Origin of the sequence: Haloarcula rubripromontorii, from assembly GCF_001280425.1 — an archaeon.
GTDB lineage: Archaea > Halobacteriota > Halobacteria > Halobacteriales > Haloarculaceae > Haloarcula > Haloarcula rubripromontorii.
The window spans coordinates 1-19,258 of record NZ_LIUF01000008.1; the positions used below are offsets into that span (position 1 = coordinate 1).

The following is a 19,258-nucleotide window of genomic DNA, read 5'->3' on the forward strand; positions in this document are numbered from 1 at the left end:
AGAGGACGAAGGACCTGTCAACGGCGGGGGTAACTATGACCCTCTTAAGGTAGCGTAGTACCTTGCCGCATCAGTAGCGGCTTGCATGAATGGATTAACCAGAGCTTCACTGTCCCAACGTTGGGCCCGGTGAACTGTACATTCCAGTGCGGAGTCTGGAGACACCCAGGGGGAAGCGAAGACCCTATGGAGCTTTACTGCAGGCTGTCGCTGAGACGTGGTCGCCGATGTGCAGCATAGGTAGGAGTCGTTACAGAGGTACCCGCGCTAGCGGGCCACCCAGACAACAGTGAAATACTACCCGTCGGTGACTGCGACTCTCACTCCGGGAGGAAGACACCGATAGCCGGGCAGTTTGACTGGGGCGGTACGCGCTCGAAAAGATATCGAGCGCGCCCTATGGCTATCTCAGCCGGGACAGAGACCCGGCGAAGAGTGCAAGAGCAAAAGATAGCTTGACAGTGTTCTTCCCAACGAGGAACGCTGACGCGAAAGCGTGGTCTAGCGAACCAATTAGCCTGCTTGATGCGGGCAATTGATGACAGAAAAGCTACCCTAGGGATAACAGAGTCGTCACTCGCAAGAGCACATATCGACCGAGTGGCTTGCTACCTCGATGTCGGTTCCCTCCATCCTGCCCGTGCAGAAGCGGGCAAGGGTGAGGTTGTTCGCCTATTAAAGGAGGTCGTGAGCTGGGTTTAGACCGTCGTGAGACAGGTCGGCTGCTATCTACTGGGTGTGTAATGGTGTCTGACAAGAACGACCGTATAGTACGAGAGGAACTACGGTTGGTGGCCACTGGTGTACCGGTTGTCTGAGAAGGCACGTGCCGGGTAGCCACGCCACACGGGGTAAGAGCTGAACGCATCTAAGCTCGAAACCCACTTGGAAAAGAGACACCGCCGAGGTCCCGCGTAGAAGACGCGGTCGATAGACTCGGGGTGTGCGCGTCGAGGTAACGAGACGTTAAGCCCACGAGCACTAACAGACCAAAGCCATCATTCATACGCACTGTGACTCATTCACCGACGATTTACTCGTCGCTGAACGAGTCCAGGCGCAAACTGGATCGCACGGACACACGGTGGAGTCAATCGAGACTGGTACCCTCGCGGTTCGATTCCGCGACTCGACGTTAGGCGGCCATAGCGGTGGGGTTGCCTCCCGTACCCATCCCGAACACGGAAGATAAGCCCACCAGCGTTCCGGGGAGTACTGGAGTGCGCGAGCCTCTGGGAAACGCGGTTCGCCGCCACCATTCATACCTTTCATAGCCCACTCAGGAGAGACTTCTCTCCCGAGTGGGCTTTCCGTATTTGTACAGCGGTTGGCAACTACATAATCGCCCGAGTGGGTGCTGTATGGCTCGCGAAGTCAAGCTGACCTCACGGAACTTCTCGAAACGGCGACGTACCCGATCTCGGTCGCGACTGCGCGTCAGGAGTTTGAGGATGTACGGCTCGTGTACGCGGACGGTACCGAACCGTTAGCTGCGGCACTGGATCGGATCGAGGACGAGCGGTTTGACTCTCCCGACGAAGCGCAATCGTCGATCTACAACTCTATTCCGTTTGAAGGGGTCAGTGAGCCGGGCCAGTCAGAGGGCGAGGGCTGATCGAATCCGCTACGCTTAAACGACCGAACTGAATACTTCTATTCGCGCCAAGGTGGCAGAGTCTGGCCTAACGCAGCGGCCTGCAGAGCCGCCCACCGCCGGTTCAAATCCGGCCCTTGGCTTGATTTCACCGTTCTCAAGGCTTCTAAAGGCATTTTTCGTCAAAGCTGGTCGTGGTCACAAACTCCCGAAAGGGGCCGTTCACGGTAGGATTGACCACTATGAGCCGCGACAAATCGCAAGACGGCGAAGGGCAAGTCCGTGGAATCCCCACGGCCACCCAGCCGTCCAAGGTTGCATTGACCGAGAAGCAGATCACCGACTACCAACACCACCGCAAGCGGATGCTAAAGTGGTGCCTCAACCTCGGCAAAAATCCCGATGAAGCCGTGGGGTACTCCGAGGACACCATCCGCGTCCGTGCGGGTCACATCGACCGCTTCTACCGGTGGGTCTGGAACAACGCGTCGGACGGGTACACCACGCAAGTCACCGAAGATCAGGCAGATCAGTATCTCAAGGAGTTGGCCTACCGAGATGACCTGTCGAGGAGCACGGCGAACAAGTACAAGAAGGCCCTCCAGATGCTCTTCAAGTGGAGGTCGCACGATCTCGGCGAAGACCACGACTGGGATCCCGCCCTCACGTTCGCCACCAGCGACAGCTCCAGCCAGCCCCGAGACTACCTCTCCCGCGACGAACGTCAGCAACTCCGTGAAGGCGTCCTCGAACTCGGCGACGAGATTCCCTCCTACAAGTCCGTCTCACCCGAGGAACGCCGCCGCATCAAGAAACTCCTCGCCGTCCGCCTCTCGAAGCCGCTCAGCGAGATCGGCAAGGACGACTGGAAGGAAGAACGGTCGTGGAAGTACCCCTCGATGGTGTTCACCGCACTCGACGCCGGCCTCCGCCCGGTCGAAGTCGGGCGCGCGACGACGGAGTGGGTGGACATCAGCAACGAGGTGCTGCGCATCCCGAAGGGCGAGTCCAGCAAGAACCGGGAGAACTGGACGGTCGCACTCTCGGAACGCACGGCGGACTACCTCGACCGCTGGCTCACCGAGCGCGAGTCGTACACCAAGTACGACGACACGGACGCCCTCTGGCTCACGCGGCGCGGTAACCCGTACTCCTCGTCGAGCTGTAACGGCCTCCTCAGCCGGGTGCTGGAACACACCGACATCGACAGGGACGTGACGTGGTACGCCATCCGACACTCGGTCGGGACGTACATGTCGGCGGAGGCCGGTCTCGGCGCGACGCAACAGCAGTTGCGCCACAAGTCGTCGCAGACCACCCTCAAGTACGATCAGGCCCCACCAGAGGAGCGGCGCGACGCCCTAGACAAGATGTGACGAGACTCCTACCCGACGATCTCTGACTCGGGGACGGGATCAATGGCATCGACGCGTGCCCGCCGGTCGTCGATCGCCGACGGCCCAGCCTCCAGCCAGCGCGCCCACACGTGCCACCTGAACGGCGCGCGCTCTGATGCGAACAACACTCCGCTCATCCACGGATACTCACCGCTTCGGCGAGCGAACGGGGCCGCCAGCGAACGCGTCTCGCGCTCGCCGTCGGACTCGGCGATCTCGACGTTCTCGATTCGGACACCCATCTCGCGGCCATCGGCGAGCTGGATCACGGCCCATCCGCCACGATCGACCGCTCGGTGAACGCCGTCGACGATCCCCACCGGCGAATCACTCATCGCTGACCACCTCGAGGCCCTCCAGCGGTTCGCTCTCGCCACCCGGGCCGACAATATTCAACTCCATCTTCTCGCCGAGACTGTCGTTGCTGTAGATCAGATACGCGAACTGGGACTCGCCACCCCCGAGCAAGATGTAGATGCTGACGATGACGCCAACCTCGCCGTCGGAGGCAACCTCCAACTCTCCCTCTTCGGTGACGCGCCCAATGATGTCATAGCTGTCCGTATGGACACCAATCACCCGCCCCTCGCGCAGGCGGAGCAGGTGCTTGGGTTCCGGGTTCTCGATTCGCTCTTCGATGCGCTCGTCGTCGATGGTTGCCGTGTTCATCGGCGCTCCTGCGGTAGACATGACCCCCAGATAAAGGCACGAACGGCTGCAGTACCCTGCCTCACGAACCTTTATCTGCCACCGACAGGCCAAACATCCGTGGCAACAACTGAGACTCAATCCCCGTGGGAGTGCTGGAGCGCGAACACTGCATCCCAGCCCGTCTGCCCCGACGCGTCCAGCACGTCCTCGCGACGGGGGAACATCCCGATGGCCTCGTCGAGCAACCGTCCAACGTCGTCCTCCTCGAGCCACGTCAGGGAGCCCGAGAGCGACGGCTCCGAGGCTTCCCGAACATACTCGACCTACACGTCGGACTCGCCCTCCTCGCACGCGTAGCGCACGTAGGCGACCAGCAACACGACGCGCTCCACCGCCTTCGAGCGCACCTTCTCCATCCGGAGGAGGTTGTCGAGATGAATCCTGATCCTGAGGAGTTGTAACTCGTAGTCTCTCCATCGGGAACCACTCCTGCTCGAGGAGCCAGCGGGGAACCTCTTCGCGTCGATGTTGGAGCCCCTGCTCGCCGTCGAGACTGATCGGGAACCTTCCTGTGCGTAGACCCTTGGGGAACCCTGCCTGTACGCGAGAGAGAAGAGTGGGTTACTCGTCGTCGAGATCGATGTCGAGGGCTTCTGCTACTTCTTCGGTGGTGTACTGCTTGTCTTCGTCGTTGATCTCGTCGATGCGGGCCTCGATGGCTTGTTCTTCTCTCGGGGTCATTTCGTCGTCGCTGGTCACGTGGATGTGTAGGTGTTCTTGGTGCTTAGTGTTCTGGGCGCGCTGGAGTACCTGCTCCGCTGCCTGCACGTCGAGACGCGTGGACTCCTCTTTCTCGAGGACATGGTGGGATCCCTGCTTGCGGTGACGCGGGTCTGTCTTACCTCTCGACAGATGGTGACGAGACTCTGTTCCTCGAGGTTCCTGTTCTTGGCCCGGGGATGATCTGGGGCTCGGCCCTTGACTCTGAGAGCCTCTGTGTCCAGTCGCACGTCGGCGCCAGTCACTCGGCGAGCAATCGCGGAGCTACCCTTTTTATGACGGGGGCCGCCTGTCCCCCCGTAGGGGGGACAGGTCTTCGGCCTCGGACGGAGCGCCGATTTTCTATCAAATCCTGTGAAATATCTTATAAGTGTTTGACACGTACATTCAGGTGTGAACGAGGAAGTACAGCAACCCGATCTGGACGATCTCTCCGAGCGCATCCTTGCGTTCGTGCGAGCGACGGGCGAGGACGGTGCTACGGTGAGCGACATCGTGGACGCGTACGATGACCTGACCGAGGACGACAGGGGCCGGATTCACGACCGGATCAACCGCAAGCTGGAGCCGTCGGGTCACGTGGAGCGCGAAGAGGACGCCATCGAGACCGATGGTGGCGTATCTGACGCACACGTGTTCCGACTGACGGAGTGGGGCGAGATGTACCTCAACGAGCGCGACGAACCCGTGACGGACGCCGCGGAGGCGGCAGACGTGCAGGTGGGGCTGGCGGAGGCAGTTGGCCGTATCGAGGATGTGGAGACACGCGTGGACGTAATGGAGTCCGAGGTTGGCGAGCGACTGGAGGGATTCGGCGACCGGCTTGGGCGCGCCGAGGACGAGGTTGAGGGCGCAGCGGAGGCCGTGCAGGGTGCGGTGTCGACGGCGGACACCGCCCGGGAGGACGCCGAGGAGGCCGTGGACGAGGTAGAGGAGCTACGCGAGCAAGTCGAGGATCTTGATGACGCGGTGGCCATACTGGAGAAGCAACTGGAGGACGAGAAGGAGCGCCGGGAGGAGATGCTCGGTGATCTGGACGAGACCGATGGAACCGTTGCGGCGCGTTTAGAGTGGATTGAAGAGAACGTGCGGTGGTTCCGGCAGAAGGTAGACGAGTTCGACGGGCTGTTTGACGAGCTATCCGAGTCGTCGCTTCTGCGCGGTTGGCGACGTGGCGAGTGACCCTCTATTCACCGACGTGGATGTCGTCCAGCGCGCGCTGGACGCCCGGGCGGTCGATGATTCTGTCGAGGGTGCGGCAGTAGCCCTCCCACGCGTTCACCGCCCAGTCGTCGTTCGTGGAGGAGATTCCGCGTCCATCGGGCGCGAGAACGGTGCCGTGCGGGAGGTCTGCGAGGTGTTCGCCGAGGGCGTGGCGGCGCGCTTCGGCGAGGGCCATCGCCGAGGGGTGGGCTTCGGGCGCGATGCAGACGGCGTGCAGGCCGGTGGGTATCGCGTCGTCCTCGCTCGCGAAGGCGAGCAGGCGGATGGTGACGCCGTACCGCAACCCGCCGTCGACGCCGAGGACGGCATCGCCGGGCACGTACGCGATGTAGTCGCGGTGGGTGTCGACGGCGGTGGCGGGCATCGACGTGGTGACTTCTTCGACGTTGACCGCCCAGTCGTCCATCTCGGGCGCGCTGTGGTCTTGCCAGTTGATGTGTTCGACGACGGAATCAGCGCGAATCACGGGGTAGTGGTTGTCCGTGTTGAGCGCGGTGAGGGTGCCGTCGACGGCGGTGACGTCGAATTCGTGTTCACGGCAGTCGTCGGTTTGGGTGGCGAGGTGGTCTGTCAAGGTGAGCGCGTCGGGCGCGCTGTCGGGGAGGTAGTCGGTGGGCTGCATCGTCACACCTTCTCCTCCTCGTTTTCTTCCTCCACGCGTGCGGTCATGCGGTCGTCTTCGTCGGCGATGATGGCTGCCTCGACGCCGTCTCCTTCCCGGCTGATGAGGATCGTCGTGTCGCCGTCGGGCCGGTGGGTGAGATTCACCGTGAGGTCAGAGTCCGCGAGATCGAACTCTTGGTACTCGTATTCGCCGTTGGAGTCGAATTCGCGGTCTCGGGGTCTGATCATCCGTGGATAGTCAGGGGTATTCATACGCACTTCTGGGGTATCCGGTGATGGGATAAAGGGATCTGCCGGCGGGCTGCTCGGATAGTGGCCGGTGGTTCGATTTGGACATAATCGGCCGCATCTGTGTGGGTGTTGACTATTTCTTCCTCCCTTGACCGAGGTCGTGCCCCGGTTTCTTCGCCAATCCCGAACCGCGCAAAATTGGAGAATAAGATAGTACTACATCGTGGAAAACTAACCACAAGGTGTGACACTCCGGAATTGCTACTTCGTTTTTTCCTCCCGAATTTACCGAAGCACGGATCCTACAATCACTCTTCTTGATTTGTTCTGACTATTAATCTCCGCTCTTCGACCGTGATTCTCAATGGAGTTCGTTCTGTCACTCCACGTATCTTGGAACGCCAGAACACTCCAACTCTTCAGAACAGAATCGTCCTTCTGAACCAACATAGGGGAAGTTACGACATCAGGATGGGCCAAAGGCAAAGATTAAAGTTGGTCGGGTGGTTATAGTCTACTAACGCCTGAAGAGGCGGAATTGGACGATGAAGACGATACGTTGGTATTCGCGACGGCAAGTTCGGCGTCACGCGCCCGGCGTTCTGTGGAAGGGTCGGCGGGCTCGTGACGCGGGCAGAGTCGCCGCGGTGGACGCAAAGCGACTCCAGTTGCCCATTCTCAAGTGGGCGGGAGTTCGTCTTGAAACCTGCGTCTGCCGCGCTCTAGTCAGCCCCACTCTCAACCATGAGTGAACCTAACGACGCCGCCGAGCGCGGCACCGATCAAGGCGCATCGACCGTCACGTTCACCGTCAAATCTGGACGTGGAGATAATCAGGAGTTCGAGTTCGAGAAGGGCACCAAGGTAGGTGATGCCGCTAAGGAGGTCGCCGAGGAATACGGGTACGACCCCAACGACCCTACCTTCGTCCACCCCGAGGAGGGAGAACTCGACCGCAACAAGCCTCTCGCACCGTACCACCTTGACGGTGATACTGTAACCCTCGTCAACGAGGAGAAAGGCGTCTAAGCGTGCAAGCTGACGTCACCCGAACGGTGGTAGAAAAGCAGCTCGCGGACGTGCGCGAGCTGGCCCAGACGAACAACTGGGAGGTCGAAGCCGACCTCGAAGCACTCGCTGTCGAAGTCCGGATGCAGAGTCCCGTTGACGACGAAGAATATGTCATCCATCTCGACTGCGAAGGATTCGACGAAAAACCACCCTACGTCGAGATGGTGCATCCAGAAACAGGCGAGGTCGGCGACTACGAGGCGTACTTCGATGACCGGGGAAAGAACCCCAACATTATCGCGTATGGGGATGGGAAGAAAGACCCAGTCCTCTGTCACCAGTACAACCGACGCATCTACGAGGACGACGCCACACCCCATGGAAACTGGACGATGGCCGACTGGCAATCCGACGCGGACAATCTGACCACGCTCGGTGACATCGTTGCCGACATCTACCACCGAATCAGCGATCCGGAACGCTATCAAGGGAGGTATGACGGCCAACGATGAGCGTCATCACTACCCTTCATACTGCCATTAGGCGTATCTTCAGTGCTCACCCTCCTGATAGGCCAGAGGAGGAGTGGATGACGCCGCGTCTCCTCGTCACCGCGGACGTCTGTAGCAAGACGCGTCGGGGCCTTCGCAGCCACTCGCCTCCACACGAAGACCACGAGGGTGTTGTCTACTGGGCGGGCCGGTCTATCCCGGACGAATCCACGAAGGTCGCCCTCTCGGTCGTCGTTCCAGAGGCCACCACAACCCCCGGATCGTACGACGTCTCTTCGGTGGCGAACGCGGCGGTGATTAACGCCATCCACGAACACGATCTCGAGCTGATAGCCACCGTTCACAGCCATCCCGGTGAGAGGACGAGCCACTCTGATCTGGACAGCGAGGCAGCTCAACTGCCACACGACGGGTACTTCTCGATCGTCGTTCCGAACTATGCGGAGGACGGAGTCCGCCCCTACACCGAATGTGGCGTCCACGTCTACCGCGATGGTACGTTCGTCGAGTTGGACGCGTCGGCGATCGAAGACCGGGTCGAGACGCTCCCTTCCGCCCCCTCCTACGTCGACACCAGAGAACAATGACGAAACTACCACCTCCGGGCGAGTTCTACGCCGCTCGTGACGATCGAACGAACAGGCTCAGCGATGGGACGGACTATCGCGACGCGGCGATCCTCGTTGCGGGCGAGCGAGAGGTGCTCTCAACGTACGCCGGCCGGGTCGCCGCGCGAACGACCCTGAATCTCCTCAGTCGGTTCGCCCGCAACGTTGACGTTGCGTTTCCCTCCGTCGCGGCTGACGACGAATTGGGGCCGGCAGCACCGACGCTCGCAGAACAGTCGCTCCGTGAAATGTGGGCCGCTGATCCACACGGCCGCTTCGGCTGGACGCGCTCCCCAGATCCCGTGTCGTACGACTGTATAGTCGCCGTCGGGAATCCCGACCTTGAAACGCGAGCCACTCCAACAATCCGGCTTGATGGTGGAGGGTGGCTCGCCCGTGTCGTTCGGGACGAGTCCGTGGAGATCGTCTCGGCCAGTACCGAGAACCCAATCGGGCCTGTAGTAGCTGGGTGTCTTGGAAGTGCCGAGGTCTTCAAGACCGTTGTCGGGGCACCCGAGACAGCCCTCACGGATGCGATCACCTACGACGCGTTCAACCACAAGGCGCATGAGGATGTCATCTCGCCAGCCCATCCCGAACTCCCCACATCGATCAATTTAGGGACGGTACGAATGGTTGGCGTCGGCTCCGTTGGCTCCGCAGCTGCGTACTTCCTCCGACGACTCCCAATAGAAGGAACTCTCCAGCTAATCGACTACGACCCGGTGGAACTGGTAAATCTCAACCGGTCGCCACTGTTCACCGCCAGCCATGCGCTCGAGGGAACCGCCAAGGTCGAGGCTGCCCGTGAGTTTCTGACCGGTCACATGGACGTCCAGACCTTCGAGGACGGCTACGACGCGTTTACTGCCACTGATCCAGAGCAGGCGGATGTCGTCCTCCCACTCGCGAACGAGCGGAACGTCCGCCGCAGCATCCAATACGACCGCCCGCCGCTGATGATACATGCCTCGACTGGGCAGTCAGACGTATTCGTCCGACGGAATATCCCGCTCGAGGAACCTTGCCTCCTGTGTCACTTCCCTCCCGACACCGCTGAAACAGACGCGGCCTGTGCCGCGGGGGGAGCACCAGCCGGTGACGAGTCAGAGGACGAAGGGCCGGACGCTGCTTTTCCCTTCGCGTCGTTTCTGGCAGGGTGTTTCATCGCCGCCGAACTTGCAAAACTCCCGTTCGACGAGCACCCGTTTGTCGAGCCCATTGCGCTCGTCCGAACGTTGACCGATCTAAGCGGCGTCGGTGCAGTAATGCAGTACGCCTCCAGCGGGAGCGATGACTGCTCCTTCTGTCCAGAGGAGTACCCAGAAGCGCATCGGGCTACCATTGAAGGAACTCGGTTCGCACATCTTACTGGAGTCGACCTATAACCAGCTGACCACTCGAATCCGGCTGCGTGGAGCTAGGACAGGTAGCGATGACCTGTCTTCAGTCGTCAACTTCCGTTACGGTCACCGGGTGTAGCATCTCGGCACCTCTGCCGGTCTCTACGATAGCGTCGTAGATCTCCCTCAACTACAGGAAACCAATGTTCTTCCGGAGTCGTGACGTCGATGGTAGGTATCCCTCTGCAGCAGCTTCACTCGCCCTGTCCGCATAATAGGTCGTTATCGGAAGTCGGGCAGTCGCGCTGATTGCACCGATATGAGATTGAGAGAGGAGATACACCTGTGATGTGAGGGTTTCGATGTCTGTAGTTCCCTCCTTTCGCTCCACCTGAATTGGCTGGGGAAGACCGGTGTACTGGCTGGTTGCTTGCGACTCCGGTTTTCCGAATGAAGCTAAGATGGCGTGTGCTTCCTTCTCGTTCAGGGCCGCGATTCCTTTGTCCGGAACGTTTGCCTGACCACCCTGTAGGTTGAGGACGCGTGCAGGTGACTGCTTCCGGATCTCAACGATGTCGTAGGTGATCGAAAATTCCTCGAGAAGTTCCTTGACAGGCCCCAGATTCTCGTTCATGAAGCCGTCACGGTGGATGACGATGTGCCCGGGATACGACTCCCGTTCCTGTTTGTACCCCACGATAGCCTGTCGGACGATGTCCTTGAGCTTGCCGGGTGGAATCTTCTCCCCGGCCTGAGGATTCGCGGATGTGTAGCCGAGAATCGTGCCATCGTCGTAGATGCTCGTCGTGGAGGCAGCAACGTGAACGCGATCGTCACTATCCTTCGGGTACCGATGGGAAACGTCAATCCCGATGAAGAGGTCTGCCTCCCCGGGCATAGAGTCCTCCGCGGTAAACGGAACGCCACCGGCGGCTGCAACGAGTCCAAGAGCGATGTTCGGGAGAGCGTTGTCGTCGCCAAGCGTGTCGATGTGCGCCATCTGACTGTCGACACGTTTCTGTCGGAGTGCTTTCTTCACCTCGTGGTAGATGTCGCTCGGATCGCTCGCGCCGAGATTGAATCCGTCTGGTGGAAGAATCACGCACGCGGCTGTGTACTTGTTGTCATCCGGGATGTCGTAAATCAGATCGCCGTAGATTGCATCGGCGCTGTCATCGATGTTGTACTCGTAACGGTCGACACTGTCGGCTTCAGAACCGATTCGGGAGAGAATCCTCTCGAGATTTTCCCATCGATCTTCGTGTGGGCCCTTGTTTGGATGGATGATACAGACGTTGAACTCGTCTGGAGGCTGGTAGACCGAATTCGAAGTAATTCGTTTCGGGTGGTCACCCGACTGTCCTTCACCGAACTGGAGGATGTCAGCGTCCTTCTCAAAGAGTCGTTCGATGGAGTATGTCTCGCTCTCGGACAATGGGGTTGGATCAAACACCACATTCAAGTCCTGCAGCGGAACCGCGTCAAGGTCTTCCACGAACGTGGTGCTTCGCTCAAGACATCGCTGTGCGGACAGCCGAGTCTTCCCTTGTATGTCGCTATTGAACTCTGAAGCAAATGATTTGAGATTCTCGAAATGCGGCTGGAGAACGAGCAACTCTTGGGGATATGCTTCCGTGTTGAGACTCCCCTGTTTCGTGACCTGCACGACACGATTGTTGGCCTGCTCGAATTCATCGATCGTTGTCGGAGCGACCTTTTTCGCCCCTCTATGATATTCGACGACACTCTGATTGCCCAACTGCCGAAGTTTGTCTTGGGCCTTTGCCTGCAGGAGTTCGTCGAAATATGCTCCCTTCCCGGATTCTCGATAGCTAACGTTCAAACGGAGCCCTCGATACAGCCGCGACTGATCCACGTCATCGAGCCGGTAATCCGAGATAATCTTGTGACGGAAGTCGATGAAGAGGTAGACGCGTCCCTTAGTGGTCACAGAAAAGGCGAGGTTATACCTCTCGTGTAACCGGAAACCTTCCTTCTCTACGATCGGCTCTTGTGACAGTATCTTGTGAATACCGTGATCCGTGCGGTAGTCGTCGGACAGTTGGCGCTTGGCGACTGTCTCGAGAAAGTCCTTGAGGATCCTCCGATCCTCGTAGCGTTCGTAATCGAGTTGGCGGGAATCTTCTACGTGGTTGATCCGGAAGTCGTCGAGACTGACCGATGTAGGGTCGATTCGGTCGAGACTGACAAGCCGGAGCGGTTCGACTACCGCGACGACCGGTGGCTGGTCGTGTTGACGGATAATCTCTCGACGGGCCTTGTACGTGTCTCGGAGAGCCTCCTCCTCATCATCCGGAAGATAGCCGTCGATCGTGACTAGTTCGTACTCATAGATTTGTAGTGGTGGGACGCGTCCCTTACTCGCAAAGCCGGTCAGGGCGTGTCCGGTCGTGGTCATCGCCGGATCAGGGACGTCTGCGAGAGCGTCGTCGATTTCATCGTCAAGCGAGGAGGTATCTTCCTCCTGCCCACCGTCATTTGACTGTGTCTTCGTCTCGAGTGGCGCACCGTCTAGCGAAGTATCCTGCGAGGAGGGATTCGGAGTGTCTGATTCTGACGTACCATCTCCAATACCACTATCTTCGGGCGTTCCCCGGCTGATTTGGGTATCCTCGGTCGCATTCAGGTTGTAAAACACTCGGCCACTCGATTCATTCGTGGTGAATCGAATATCCGAGAGCGTGTATGTCGCGTCCCGGTCGAAGTCGTGTTCATAGACTTCCTCGGGAGTACTATTCGACCAGAGGGTGATATACCGGCTTGTCCCTGTTCCGTCCGTGTACTGTAGCTTCTTGTTGCCCGGGCCTTGGCTCGGATTGCTGTACGCGCCCTCGACCTGAATGACGACGGTGTACGTCTGATACTCCTCGAGGTCTTGCGATACGTCAGTCTCGTCCAATCGGATTTCTTCGTCAGTCATGAGTAGAGTCTGTGTCGGGGATTGAGAGACCGCTCGTCGTCTCGAACGTAATTTTCGCTCCAGCGTGCCGTTTGACGTTGAATGTGAACGATTCGGTCGCAATGACGCTCCCCCGAATGCCGACTACACGTCCCTCCTGACGATCCCCGGTAGCCAGCTCCGAGTGCGTCGACACTACTTCATTATTCACATCACTTGCTCGGTGAGAAACCGATACAATCCGTTCCCGGACTTTGTCGGTAGAGAGTCCCTCTAACGCGTAGCAATCCTTGAGCCGTTCAGGGAAGTATGTAGCTGCTTCACGGGCGGTCTGTACGAGTTGCTCGACCGGCTGTTCGGTCGGGACATACCACGAGTTGTCCGCCTTGCTCGGATACTCCTCGGCGAGTTGGGTCTCGATGAGCCCGGCGACCTTCCGATTGTGGCACTCGCCGATGATGATCGCGTGGGTTGCCCCCTGCTCAGCCCATCGTGTGTGCCGGCGGTCAGCGCGAGTAATCCCAACCTTGACCTTGTCCTTGGCGACGAGATAAACAACGAAGTTGTGGGCACACGCGTCTCGTTTGTACTCGGGGTAAGGGCAGTTACGCCACGAACACTCGGTGCCCGGATTCCAGATGCAGGGAGTCATCGGAGGTGTCCCTGCGCAGTTACTGCACAGACCCCGATCTAGGTCGACGTCCGCCCCACAAGAGGGACACACTTCATCCTCGTGAATTGTGATGCGAACGTCTTCACCGATCAGCGCGTCGCAGTTTATGGGGTGTTCAAACCCGAAGAATTGCAACGCGGGTCGCCCTTTGTACCACGTGATGTGGTCAAGATACCCCTCGCGCTGGTGCGTGTAACTAGCATCTTTCTCTCCGAACGAGTTCAGGCCAACTTGATAACCGCTCATGTTACCTCAGGGAGAGATGCGCATGTTCGTGAGATTGGGAAGACAGACGGATGACTGCTGTACCGGTCGTTTCTCGGCACAGATGTTCGTCGAGCTCGGGGTTGTTACCATCACTTCTGCCATACCGTCTCGTCCGGGAGGTAATGAATATCATGACAGGATTCGAGAGAGGAATCCGCGGCCACCTTCGTTGATGTCGAAGGGGAACCAATCTTCGACCGCATCTTCCTCCTTGATGATGACTTGGTGTCCGTCGTTGCTCGCTCGCGCTTCGTTCGGGAGGCTTCGAGCGTACTCACGGACGGAGCTGTAGACGCTAAGGGACTCGTCAAACTTGGCGACTAGCTTACCGTTTCGGCGCTGGAACTCAACGAGATTGCCGTCGACGGCGTCTTGCCAGAGGTACTTCCCGAGGTCATACTTCTCCTCAGCGGGGCGTTCGGGGAAGTATTCCGGCAGTTCACGACCGGCACGCTCGTACAGATCTGCGAAGACGTTCCGTGCCTCCGCGAGCGTGTCGTCGTCTTCCTCTCGGATCACGATGTCACGGTCACGGAACTCCTGAGCGAACCACGTGAACAGCGGGTTTGAGCGTTCGGTCAGCTTGCTCGCGTACTCTGCTGTCTTGTGTGTCTGCTCGAACTGGACATCCAGATACAGCGTCTTTGCCCGGTGCTGAATGCGAGACCGCGGCAAGTTGTCGTTGCTGATAAACGCGAGTGCGGGGAAGTCGGCATCGCCCGTCCAGTGTTTCTGGCGGAAGTTGAGGTAAGCTTCGGTGTCGATGTCACTCGGGTTCATGTCGTCGAAGACGACCGGGAACACCGAGTCCACCCGTCGTACGGAACGAAGCGTCGTCGTGTTGAGTTTGTCTCCGTCCTCCGGTTCGGACACGTGACCGTCGGAGAGCATGTGGAATGCATACCGTGCGAGTGTTCCCTTTCCGCTCCCCGGCTCACCGTAGATGTAGAGGCTCGGCAGGAATTTGTCGAGGTCGATACCGCGGTTTTTGTAGACGCTAGCATAACGATTAGCGAACGGTGCCCAGAAGAACCAGATGATCGCCTCAAACATCTGTGCCTTTACGGCCACCGGATGCGCTGTCTTGCCGAACTTATCCACGGCCTCAAAGTACTCCTCGAGCTGTTCGAGTGCCGCGTCGACGCGTTCGGGGTCGTCCGGTACCTCGCGCATCAACTCAAGCTGAAGGTCGTCAGGCGTCTGCAACACCAGCTGATCGTCATCGGTGAACCACATCTTCGGAGCGCCGAACTTCTCCTTCGCGTGCTGACTGACCGCACCGGGGGACGCTCGAAGTTCGCTTCCTTCGATAGAACCGTCGAGCGATCGAAACTCGTCCTTCCAATCGTTGGGCACGTTCTCGTACCCCTGTAGCGTTTGGGAGATCTGGACGTCGCTCTCCTCCTCATCGTCTGTGATCGAGACTGTGAGGTCTGCCTCCTCCTCCTCGAAGTCTCCAATGATGGTCGCTTTCCGGACGTTCGCCTCATCGAGTCGCTCCGTGAGTGCCTGCTCGACTTCGGCTTCCTCCGACTCCGAAGTTGTCCGTCCCGCGATCCACGCGTGAACTTCTTCTTCCTGTTTCTCTTCGGGGAGCTCTTCGACGCGTTCAGTGAGATCCTCCATGAACACCTCACCGTAATCGCGCATCTCCTCGTACCATTCCTCGAAGACGGCGTCAAGGCGTTGGCCGCCATCAGTGTAGAAGACAACGATGACGTTCTTCTGGTAAGTCGATTTCCACGCCTTCTTGCTGAGATTCGGTGATCCCACGATGTTCGTCCGTGTACCGTCCTCGTGTTCGAGGATGTAGAGTTTGGAGTGTACCTCGTTGTTGTTGATTGCGGGGAGAACGATCTGGAGGCGTTCCTCGCGCTGGAGTCGTTCGAGGCGGGCGGCGAGCTGCTCCTTGCCCCGGAGCGACTCTCGATAGTCCTTCGTGCTGTCGCCGACCACGACTTCCATCTCGTCAACATCAATGTCGGCGAAAACGCTGTCGAGCATTTCCGGTGACTCGGAATAGGTGACGGCGCGAATTTTGCGCACATCTTCCGTAAAGTACGTCTCGAAGTTCTGCCACCGTTTCAGCGTCGCCAGCTCGAGCGTGGCTTTTTCGCCAGTGTCGGCGAACTCCACCTCCGCTTCCAGCATCGTGTTGGGATTGTCGCTCATGGGTTGACCACCTGTTTAGGATCGTCAGTCGTGTCGTACCACGGGGTAGTCGAGTCCACGAATCTCGACCGGCCGGACGTTCGGCGCCTTAATCACCGCCTGCCCCTGCGAGAACGTCGCAAGATCCTCAGGAGCATACCGACCGGGAATCGGGATGTCCTCTCCTATTTCCTCCTCGAGCTGGAGGTATATGCGCGTCCGCAACTGTGAGCGAATCTGGTCGTCGATGTCAGTTGGCTCCTGCGTCACCAGCGCGAGGCCGAGGTTGTATTTGCGGCCACGCTTGGCGATTCTCCGGAACGACTGGACGATCGAGCGGGTTTGCACGGTCGACGTGTCGCCGAGGAACTCGTGGGCTTCGTCAAGACCGAGCAAGAGCGGCGTATCAGCGACGTGTGGATCGGGGTCGTCCGTGGCGAGCTTGTTCTCCACGATGTAGGTCAGCAGCGCCATCACAACCAGCCGCATCTCCATGTCTTCGGGGTCGCCGAGGTGGTTCACCGGGACAATCGTGACGCGACCCGGCTGGAATAACTCGTTCGAGACATCGGTGAGCGACTGGGTGCCCGAGTCGAAAACGTCGGTGAAATAGCTCTTCTCGACCCGGCGAGTCATCCCCCGCCACATATTCTGGTTGATGTCGTGGCGAGTCTGGAGGCGATCCTCGTTGTCGTCAAGGTAGTCGATGAAGCCTTCGTACGTGGGCGTCGGATCATCACCGAAGTACGATTCGATGCAATCACGGATAGCCGCACGCGTCGGAGGCTTGGGATCGAACGGCATGATGAGTTCGGGGTTCGACTGAACAAGGTCAAACGGGATGCCGAACTCGCGGAGATTGTTGATGTCAGGTACCGTTTTCCCATCTACGGCTGGGGCGAACGTCTGGAGATCGTGCGATCCGCAAGCCCCTGTGTTAATACCTCCAACTTCGATTCCCTCCTCGTCAAGGCGCTGGCGAACGTCGTCCGGGAGGTCTTCCGGGGCGGGATCGTCACCGAGGCCACTGTACTCGGCTTCGGGATCAACAATGACCATTCCCAGTAGCCGATCTTCGGTGCCGTCGTCCGCAACGGGGATTTCATAGGTCTGGTCAGTCGCCAGTTGCCGGTATAGATTCTTGGTGAAATGGGTCTTCCCAGCGTCCGTCGACCCAGTCACGAGCGTGTGCGTATAGATCGCGGGCGTCGACGCGCTCCCCGTCCCGTCGGGCAGTTGGAAGGCTAGTGGGCTGTCCGGGGGGTGTCGTTCCCCGCCCACAGCAAGGTGGCCGACGAACGGGCCACTGTCGGGAAGGTTCAGGCCAGTCTGCAGGAACGCGTCTCCGGTGGCTTCGTAGATCTGCGTAAATGGCTTCGGAACGCGGTCGACCGTTGACCGCTCGAGGTCGTCCTCGTCTATGCCCTCCACAATTGCGATGGGATCGAGTTCGGCGGCCTGCACGTATTGGCGCTCGTCGATTGTCTCGCCATCGATCCCCCTACGGATGTCCGACTTATCATCGATGTCTGCGCGCTGTTCGTAGCCGATTTCGATGACCTCGGTGAGGAGTTCAGCGTGAGACTCGTTTTCTCTACCCGGGTACGGGATCTGGATGTAGTCGCCGAGGCGAAGGGCGTCCCGCGTGTCACTTCGAATGTAGCCGATGATCTCGTGAGCGCCGCGGCGGACGCTGAGCCCCTCGCTGGCAGTGACGTGCCCTAGCGGCTCGGTCGTCGCAGTCGTTCGGAGCCCCCGGGTCTGGGGCCTCCCTCCGAATTCGAGGTTGACGGTTCCGTCTTGTCCATCGGTCTTGTCCGATTCGTTCTCGTCCTCGCCCTCTGCAAGGTCGTTCATTCGGTCGACGAACTGGTCGAAGTCCTCGTCGGTGTCGCTGTCACTCATAGTTTGGTAGTAGGTTCCGTGCTGTCAGTTGACTGTTCGGTGGAGGAGTCGGTTGCTTCCCGTCCGTTGGATGTCCCCGAGTCATCCGAGGCAACGATGTCTGGCTCTCTCGCAAGGCTGGGGCCGCCGCCGAAACCCCATCGCCTGTCCGTATTGTAGTCACCGACCTCCTCGGTGCCTCGAATAAGGCTGACGAGGTGGCGGCGGGCCTCGCGGGAGATTCGTGCCCGGTCGTCGGCCCTCTTCACGGCGAACGGTACGTCTCCGGCCTCCGCGATGTGGGCCAGTGCGAGCTGCTGGAGACGTAGCCGATCCTCTCTCGAGTCCACCAACATCAGCGGAGCCTCAACGCGGAGGACAATATCGTCGGGTAGCCGAACGAAGAAGAACGCTCGCCGGAAATCCCGTGGTTCGCGATCCTCCGCCATCTGGAAGCCACCGAGCGGCTCGACATCGTTCCCGTAGACGCGCTGGTTAGAGCGAACGAGCCACGACGTGAACGTCAGGTGGTCGGGCTCGCTGTCCGCTAGTAGGGACGAGATGAACTGGGAATCGTCATCCCACGGGATACGTGGCGAGTCGTCGAGAGCGTCTGTCTTTGCGGTCAGCGCAGCCACGACATCATCGGAGCGGAGCGTCTTAGCGAACCCGAGTGTTGGCAGACCTCGGCTGGCTAACGTGTCGATCGCGTCGAGACGAGACTGGATGGCAGAGGCGGCGACCCCCATTTTCTCGATCTCCTCAAATTCGATCGCGGCGTCCGCACTGCGACTCGTCCGCGTCATATTGACGAACGGGAGCACAGACATTGGATAGAGGCTCCCATCGAGGAAGAGGGGGCCGTCAATCACATCCGCTAGTCGCTTGCTGTGCCAGCACTCGGCGGGGACGCGTGCCGAGGCGCCGACCCATCGGTCGAGTTCGCTCCGGGCGGGCGCCTCCTCAACGGGAACGAGCGTGAGGCTTACGTCGCCGTCAATCAGGTCGACCGGTGAGTCGACATCCTCGAAATCGGCGTGAACGGCCGCCGTCAGGGTCTCCAGTTCTTCAACGCTCTCATCGCAGTCGCCGAGGGCCCCGCCGCTAGCCACGGCGGCCGAAGCCACCATTCCGTTGCGGAATTTCTTGGACGGTACCGTGCTGGCATCGACGCCGTACCAGCAGTCGAAGAGCGCGCCATCGGCGAGTTCCGCCGCCGATTCGCGGTAGACGCGTGGGGGCTCAAGGGTATCAATCTCGCCTCCATCACGCGCCATATAGCCGCGGAATAGCTCTCGTGCATTCGGAATGTCGTCGTCTCCATCGGCATTCTCGTCGATGAAGCGGAACACCTCTTCAAGCGCGGAGACGGCGTCGTGCGAGACCAT

General features: G+C 59.4%; 17 protein-coding genes, 1 tRNA gene and 2 rRNA genes. 11 read left to right on the forward strand and 9 right to left on the reverse strand.

Translation table 11 applies throughout. The features are described 5' to 3' along the window. The 5 genes from AMS69_RS20775 to AMS69_RS17725 all read left to right on the forward strand — a co-directional run. Positions 1–1,005, forward strand: a 23S ribosomal RNA gene (locus tag AMS69_RS20775); the annotation flags it as partial. A gap of 130 nt (positions 1,006–1,135) precedes the next feature. Then, positions 1,136–1,258 (forward strand): 5S ribosomal RNA (gene rrf / locus AMS69_RS17710). 96 nt (positions 1,259–1,354) lie between these two features. After that, positions 1,355–1,615, forward strand: a complete 261-nt coding sequence (locus AMS69_RS17715) for a DUF5789 family protein (RefSeq protein ID WP_238378574.1) — start codon at positions 1,355–1,357, stop codon at positions 1,613–1,615. Between the two features lie 46 nt (positions 1,616–1,661). After that, positions 1,662–1,737: transfer RNA gene (locus AMS69_RS17720), tRNA-Cys, on the forward strand. 99 nt (positions 1,738–1,836) lie between these two features. Continuing rightward, complete coding sequence (locus tag AMS69_RS17725; RefSeq protein ID WP_053969374.1) at positions 1,837–2,970, forward strand: tyrosine-type recombinase/integrase; 1,134 nt, start codon at positions 1,837–1,839, stop codon at positions 2,968–2,970. A gap of 8 nt (positions 2,971–2,978) precedes the next feature. Here the strand turns inward: AMS69_RS17725 and AMS69_RS17730 are convergent, their stop codons facing one another. Next, a complete protein-coding gene (locus AMS69_RS17730; RefSeq protein ID WP_155119991.1) occupies positions 2,979–3,326 on the reverse strand; it encodes a hypothetical protein in 348 nt (115 codons plus the stop codon). Continuing rightward, positions 3,319–3,660 (reverse strand): hypothetical protein, encoded by a 342-nt coding sequence (locus AMS69_RS17735; RefSeq protein ID WP_053969376.1) that lies wholly within the window; start codon positions 3,658–3,660, stop codon positions 3,319–3,321. The genes AMS69_RS17730 and AMS69_RS17735 overlap by 8 nt, the downstream gene beginning before the upstream one ends. A 125-nt stretch (positions 3,661–3,785) precedes the next feature. On the opposite strand from AMS69_RS17735, the gene AMS69_RS20345 reads away from it, so the two are divergent. Beyond that, a complete protein-coding gene (locus tag AMS69_RS20345) occupies positions 3,786–4,103 on the forward strand; it encodes a hypothetical protein (RefSeq protein ID WP_155119992.1) in 318 nt (105 codons plus the stop codon). A 712-nt stretch (positions 4,104–4,815) separates the two neighbouring features. Further along, positions 4,816–5,604, forward strand: a complete 789-nt coding sequence (locus AMS69_RS17745) for a hypothetical protein (protein WP_053969378.1) — start codon at positions 4,816–4,818, stop codon at positions 5,602–5,604. Positions 5,605–5,608: 4 nt separating this feature from the next. Here the strand turns inward: AMS69_RS17745 and AMS69_RS17750 are convergent, their stop codons facing one another. Together AMS69_RS17750 and AMS69_RS17755 are read right to left on the reverse strand one after the other, a co-directional pair. Beyond that, positions 5,609–6,274, reverse strand: a complete 666-nt coding sequence (locus AMS69_RS17750) for a hypothetical protein (RefSeq protein WP_155119993.1) — start codon at positions 6,272–6,274, stop codon at positions 5,609–5,611. Next, a complete protein-coding gene (locus AMS69_RS17755; protein WP_155119994.1) occupies positions 6,271–6,522 on the reverse strand; it encodes a hypothetical protein in 252 nt (83 codons plus the stop codon). The genes AMS69_RS17750 and AMS69_RS17755 overlap by 4 nt, the downstream gene beginning before the upstream one ends. Before the next feature lie 723 nt (positions 6,523–7,245). On the opposite strand from AMS69_RS17755, the gene AMS69_RS17760 reads away from it, so the two are divergent. From AMS69_RS17760 to AMS69_RS17775, 4 genes are read left to right on the forward strand one after another with little or no spacing between them, the layout of a single operon-like run. Continuing rightward, complete coding sequence (locus AMS69_RS17760; RefSeq protein ID WP_053969381.1) at positions 7,246–7,530, forward strand: hypothetical protein; 285 nt, start codon at positions 7,246–7,248, stop codon at positions 7,528–7,530. A gap of 2 nt (positions 7,531–7,532) precedes the next feature. Then, positions 7,533–8,024, forward strand: coding sequence for a hypothetical protein (locus AMS69_RS17765; RefSeq protein ID WP_053969382.1), 492 nt, complete (start codon positions 7,533–7,535; stop codon positions 8,022–8,024). Further along, positions 8,021–8,611 (forward strand): Mov34/MPN/PAD-1 family protein, encoded by a 591-nt coding sequence (locus AMS69_RS17770; protein WP_080508861.1) that lies wholly within the window; start codon positions 8,021–8,023, stop codon positions 8,609–8,611. Before AMS69_RS17765 ends, AMS69_RS17770 begins: the two co-directional genes overlap by 4 nt. Next, the gene (locus tag AMS69_RS17775) at positions 8,608–10,020 is read left to right on the forward strand and encodes a ThiF family adenylyltransferase (RefSeq protein WP_053969384.1); all 1,413 of its coding nucleotides are present in this window, start codon (positions 8,608–8,610) and stop codon (positions 10,018–10,020) included. The genes AMS69_RS17770 and AMS69_RS17775 overlap by 4 nt, the downstream gene beginning before the upstream one ends. 145 nt (positions 10,021–10,165) lie before the next feature. Here AMS69_RS17775 and AMS69_RS17780 read toward each other — a convergent pair whose 3' ends face one another. From AMS69_RS17780 to AMS69_RS17800, 5 genes are all read right to left on the reverse strand, one after another. Beyond that, complete coding sequence (locus AMS69_RS17780; protein ID WP_238378575.1) at positions 10,166–12,916, reverse strand: Piwi domain-containing protein; 2,751 nt, start codon at positions 12,914–12,916, stop codon at positions 10,166–10,168. Further along, positions 12,909–13,814 carry a DUF2797 domain-containing protein gene (locus AMS69_RS17785; protein ID WP_053969385.1) on the reverse strand — a complete coding sequence of 302 codons (906 nt, stop codon included), beginning with the start codon at positions 13,812–13,814 and terminating at the stop codon, positions 12,909–12,911. The genes AMS69_RS17780 and AMS69_RS17785 overlap by 8 nt, the downstream gene beginning before the upstream one ends. 150 nt (positions 13,815–13,964) lie before the next feature. Further along, positions 13,965–16,007 (reverse strand): phospholipase D-like domain-containing protein, encoded by a 2,043-nt coding sequence (locus AMS69_RS17790; protein WP_053969386.1) that lies wholly within the window; start codon positions 16,005–16,007, stop codon positions 13,965–13,967. 24 nt (positions 16,008–16,031) lie between these two features. Continuing rightward, on the reverse strand, positions 16,032–17,891 hold the full coding sequence (locus AMS69_RS17795) for an ATP-binding protein (protein ID WP_053969387.1): 1,860 nt from the start codon (positions 17,889–17,891) through the stop codon (positions 16,032–16,034). Next, complete coding sequence (locus AMS69_RS17800; RefSeq protein WP_053969388.1) at positions 17,888–19,258, reverse strand: DNA double-strand break repair nuclease NurA; 1,371 nt, start codon at positions 19,256–19,258, stop codon at positions 17,888–17,890. The genes AMS69_RS17795 and AMS69_RS17800 overlap by 4 nt, the downstream gene beginning before the upstream one ends.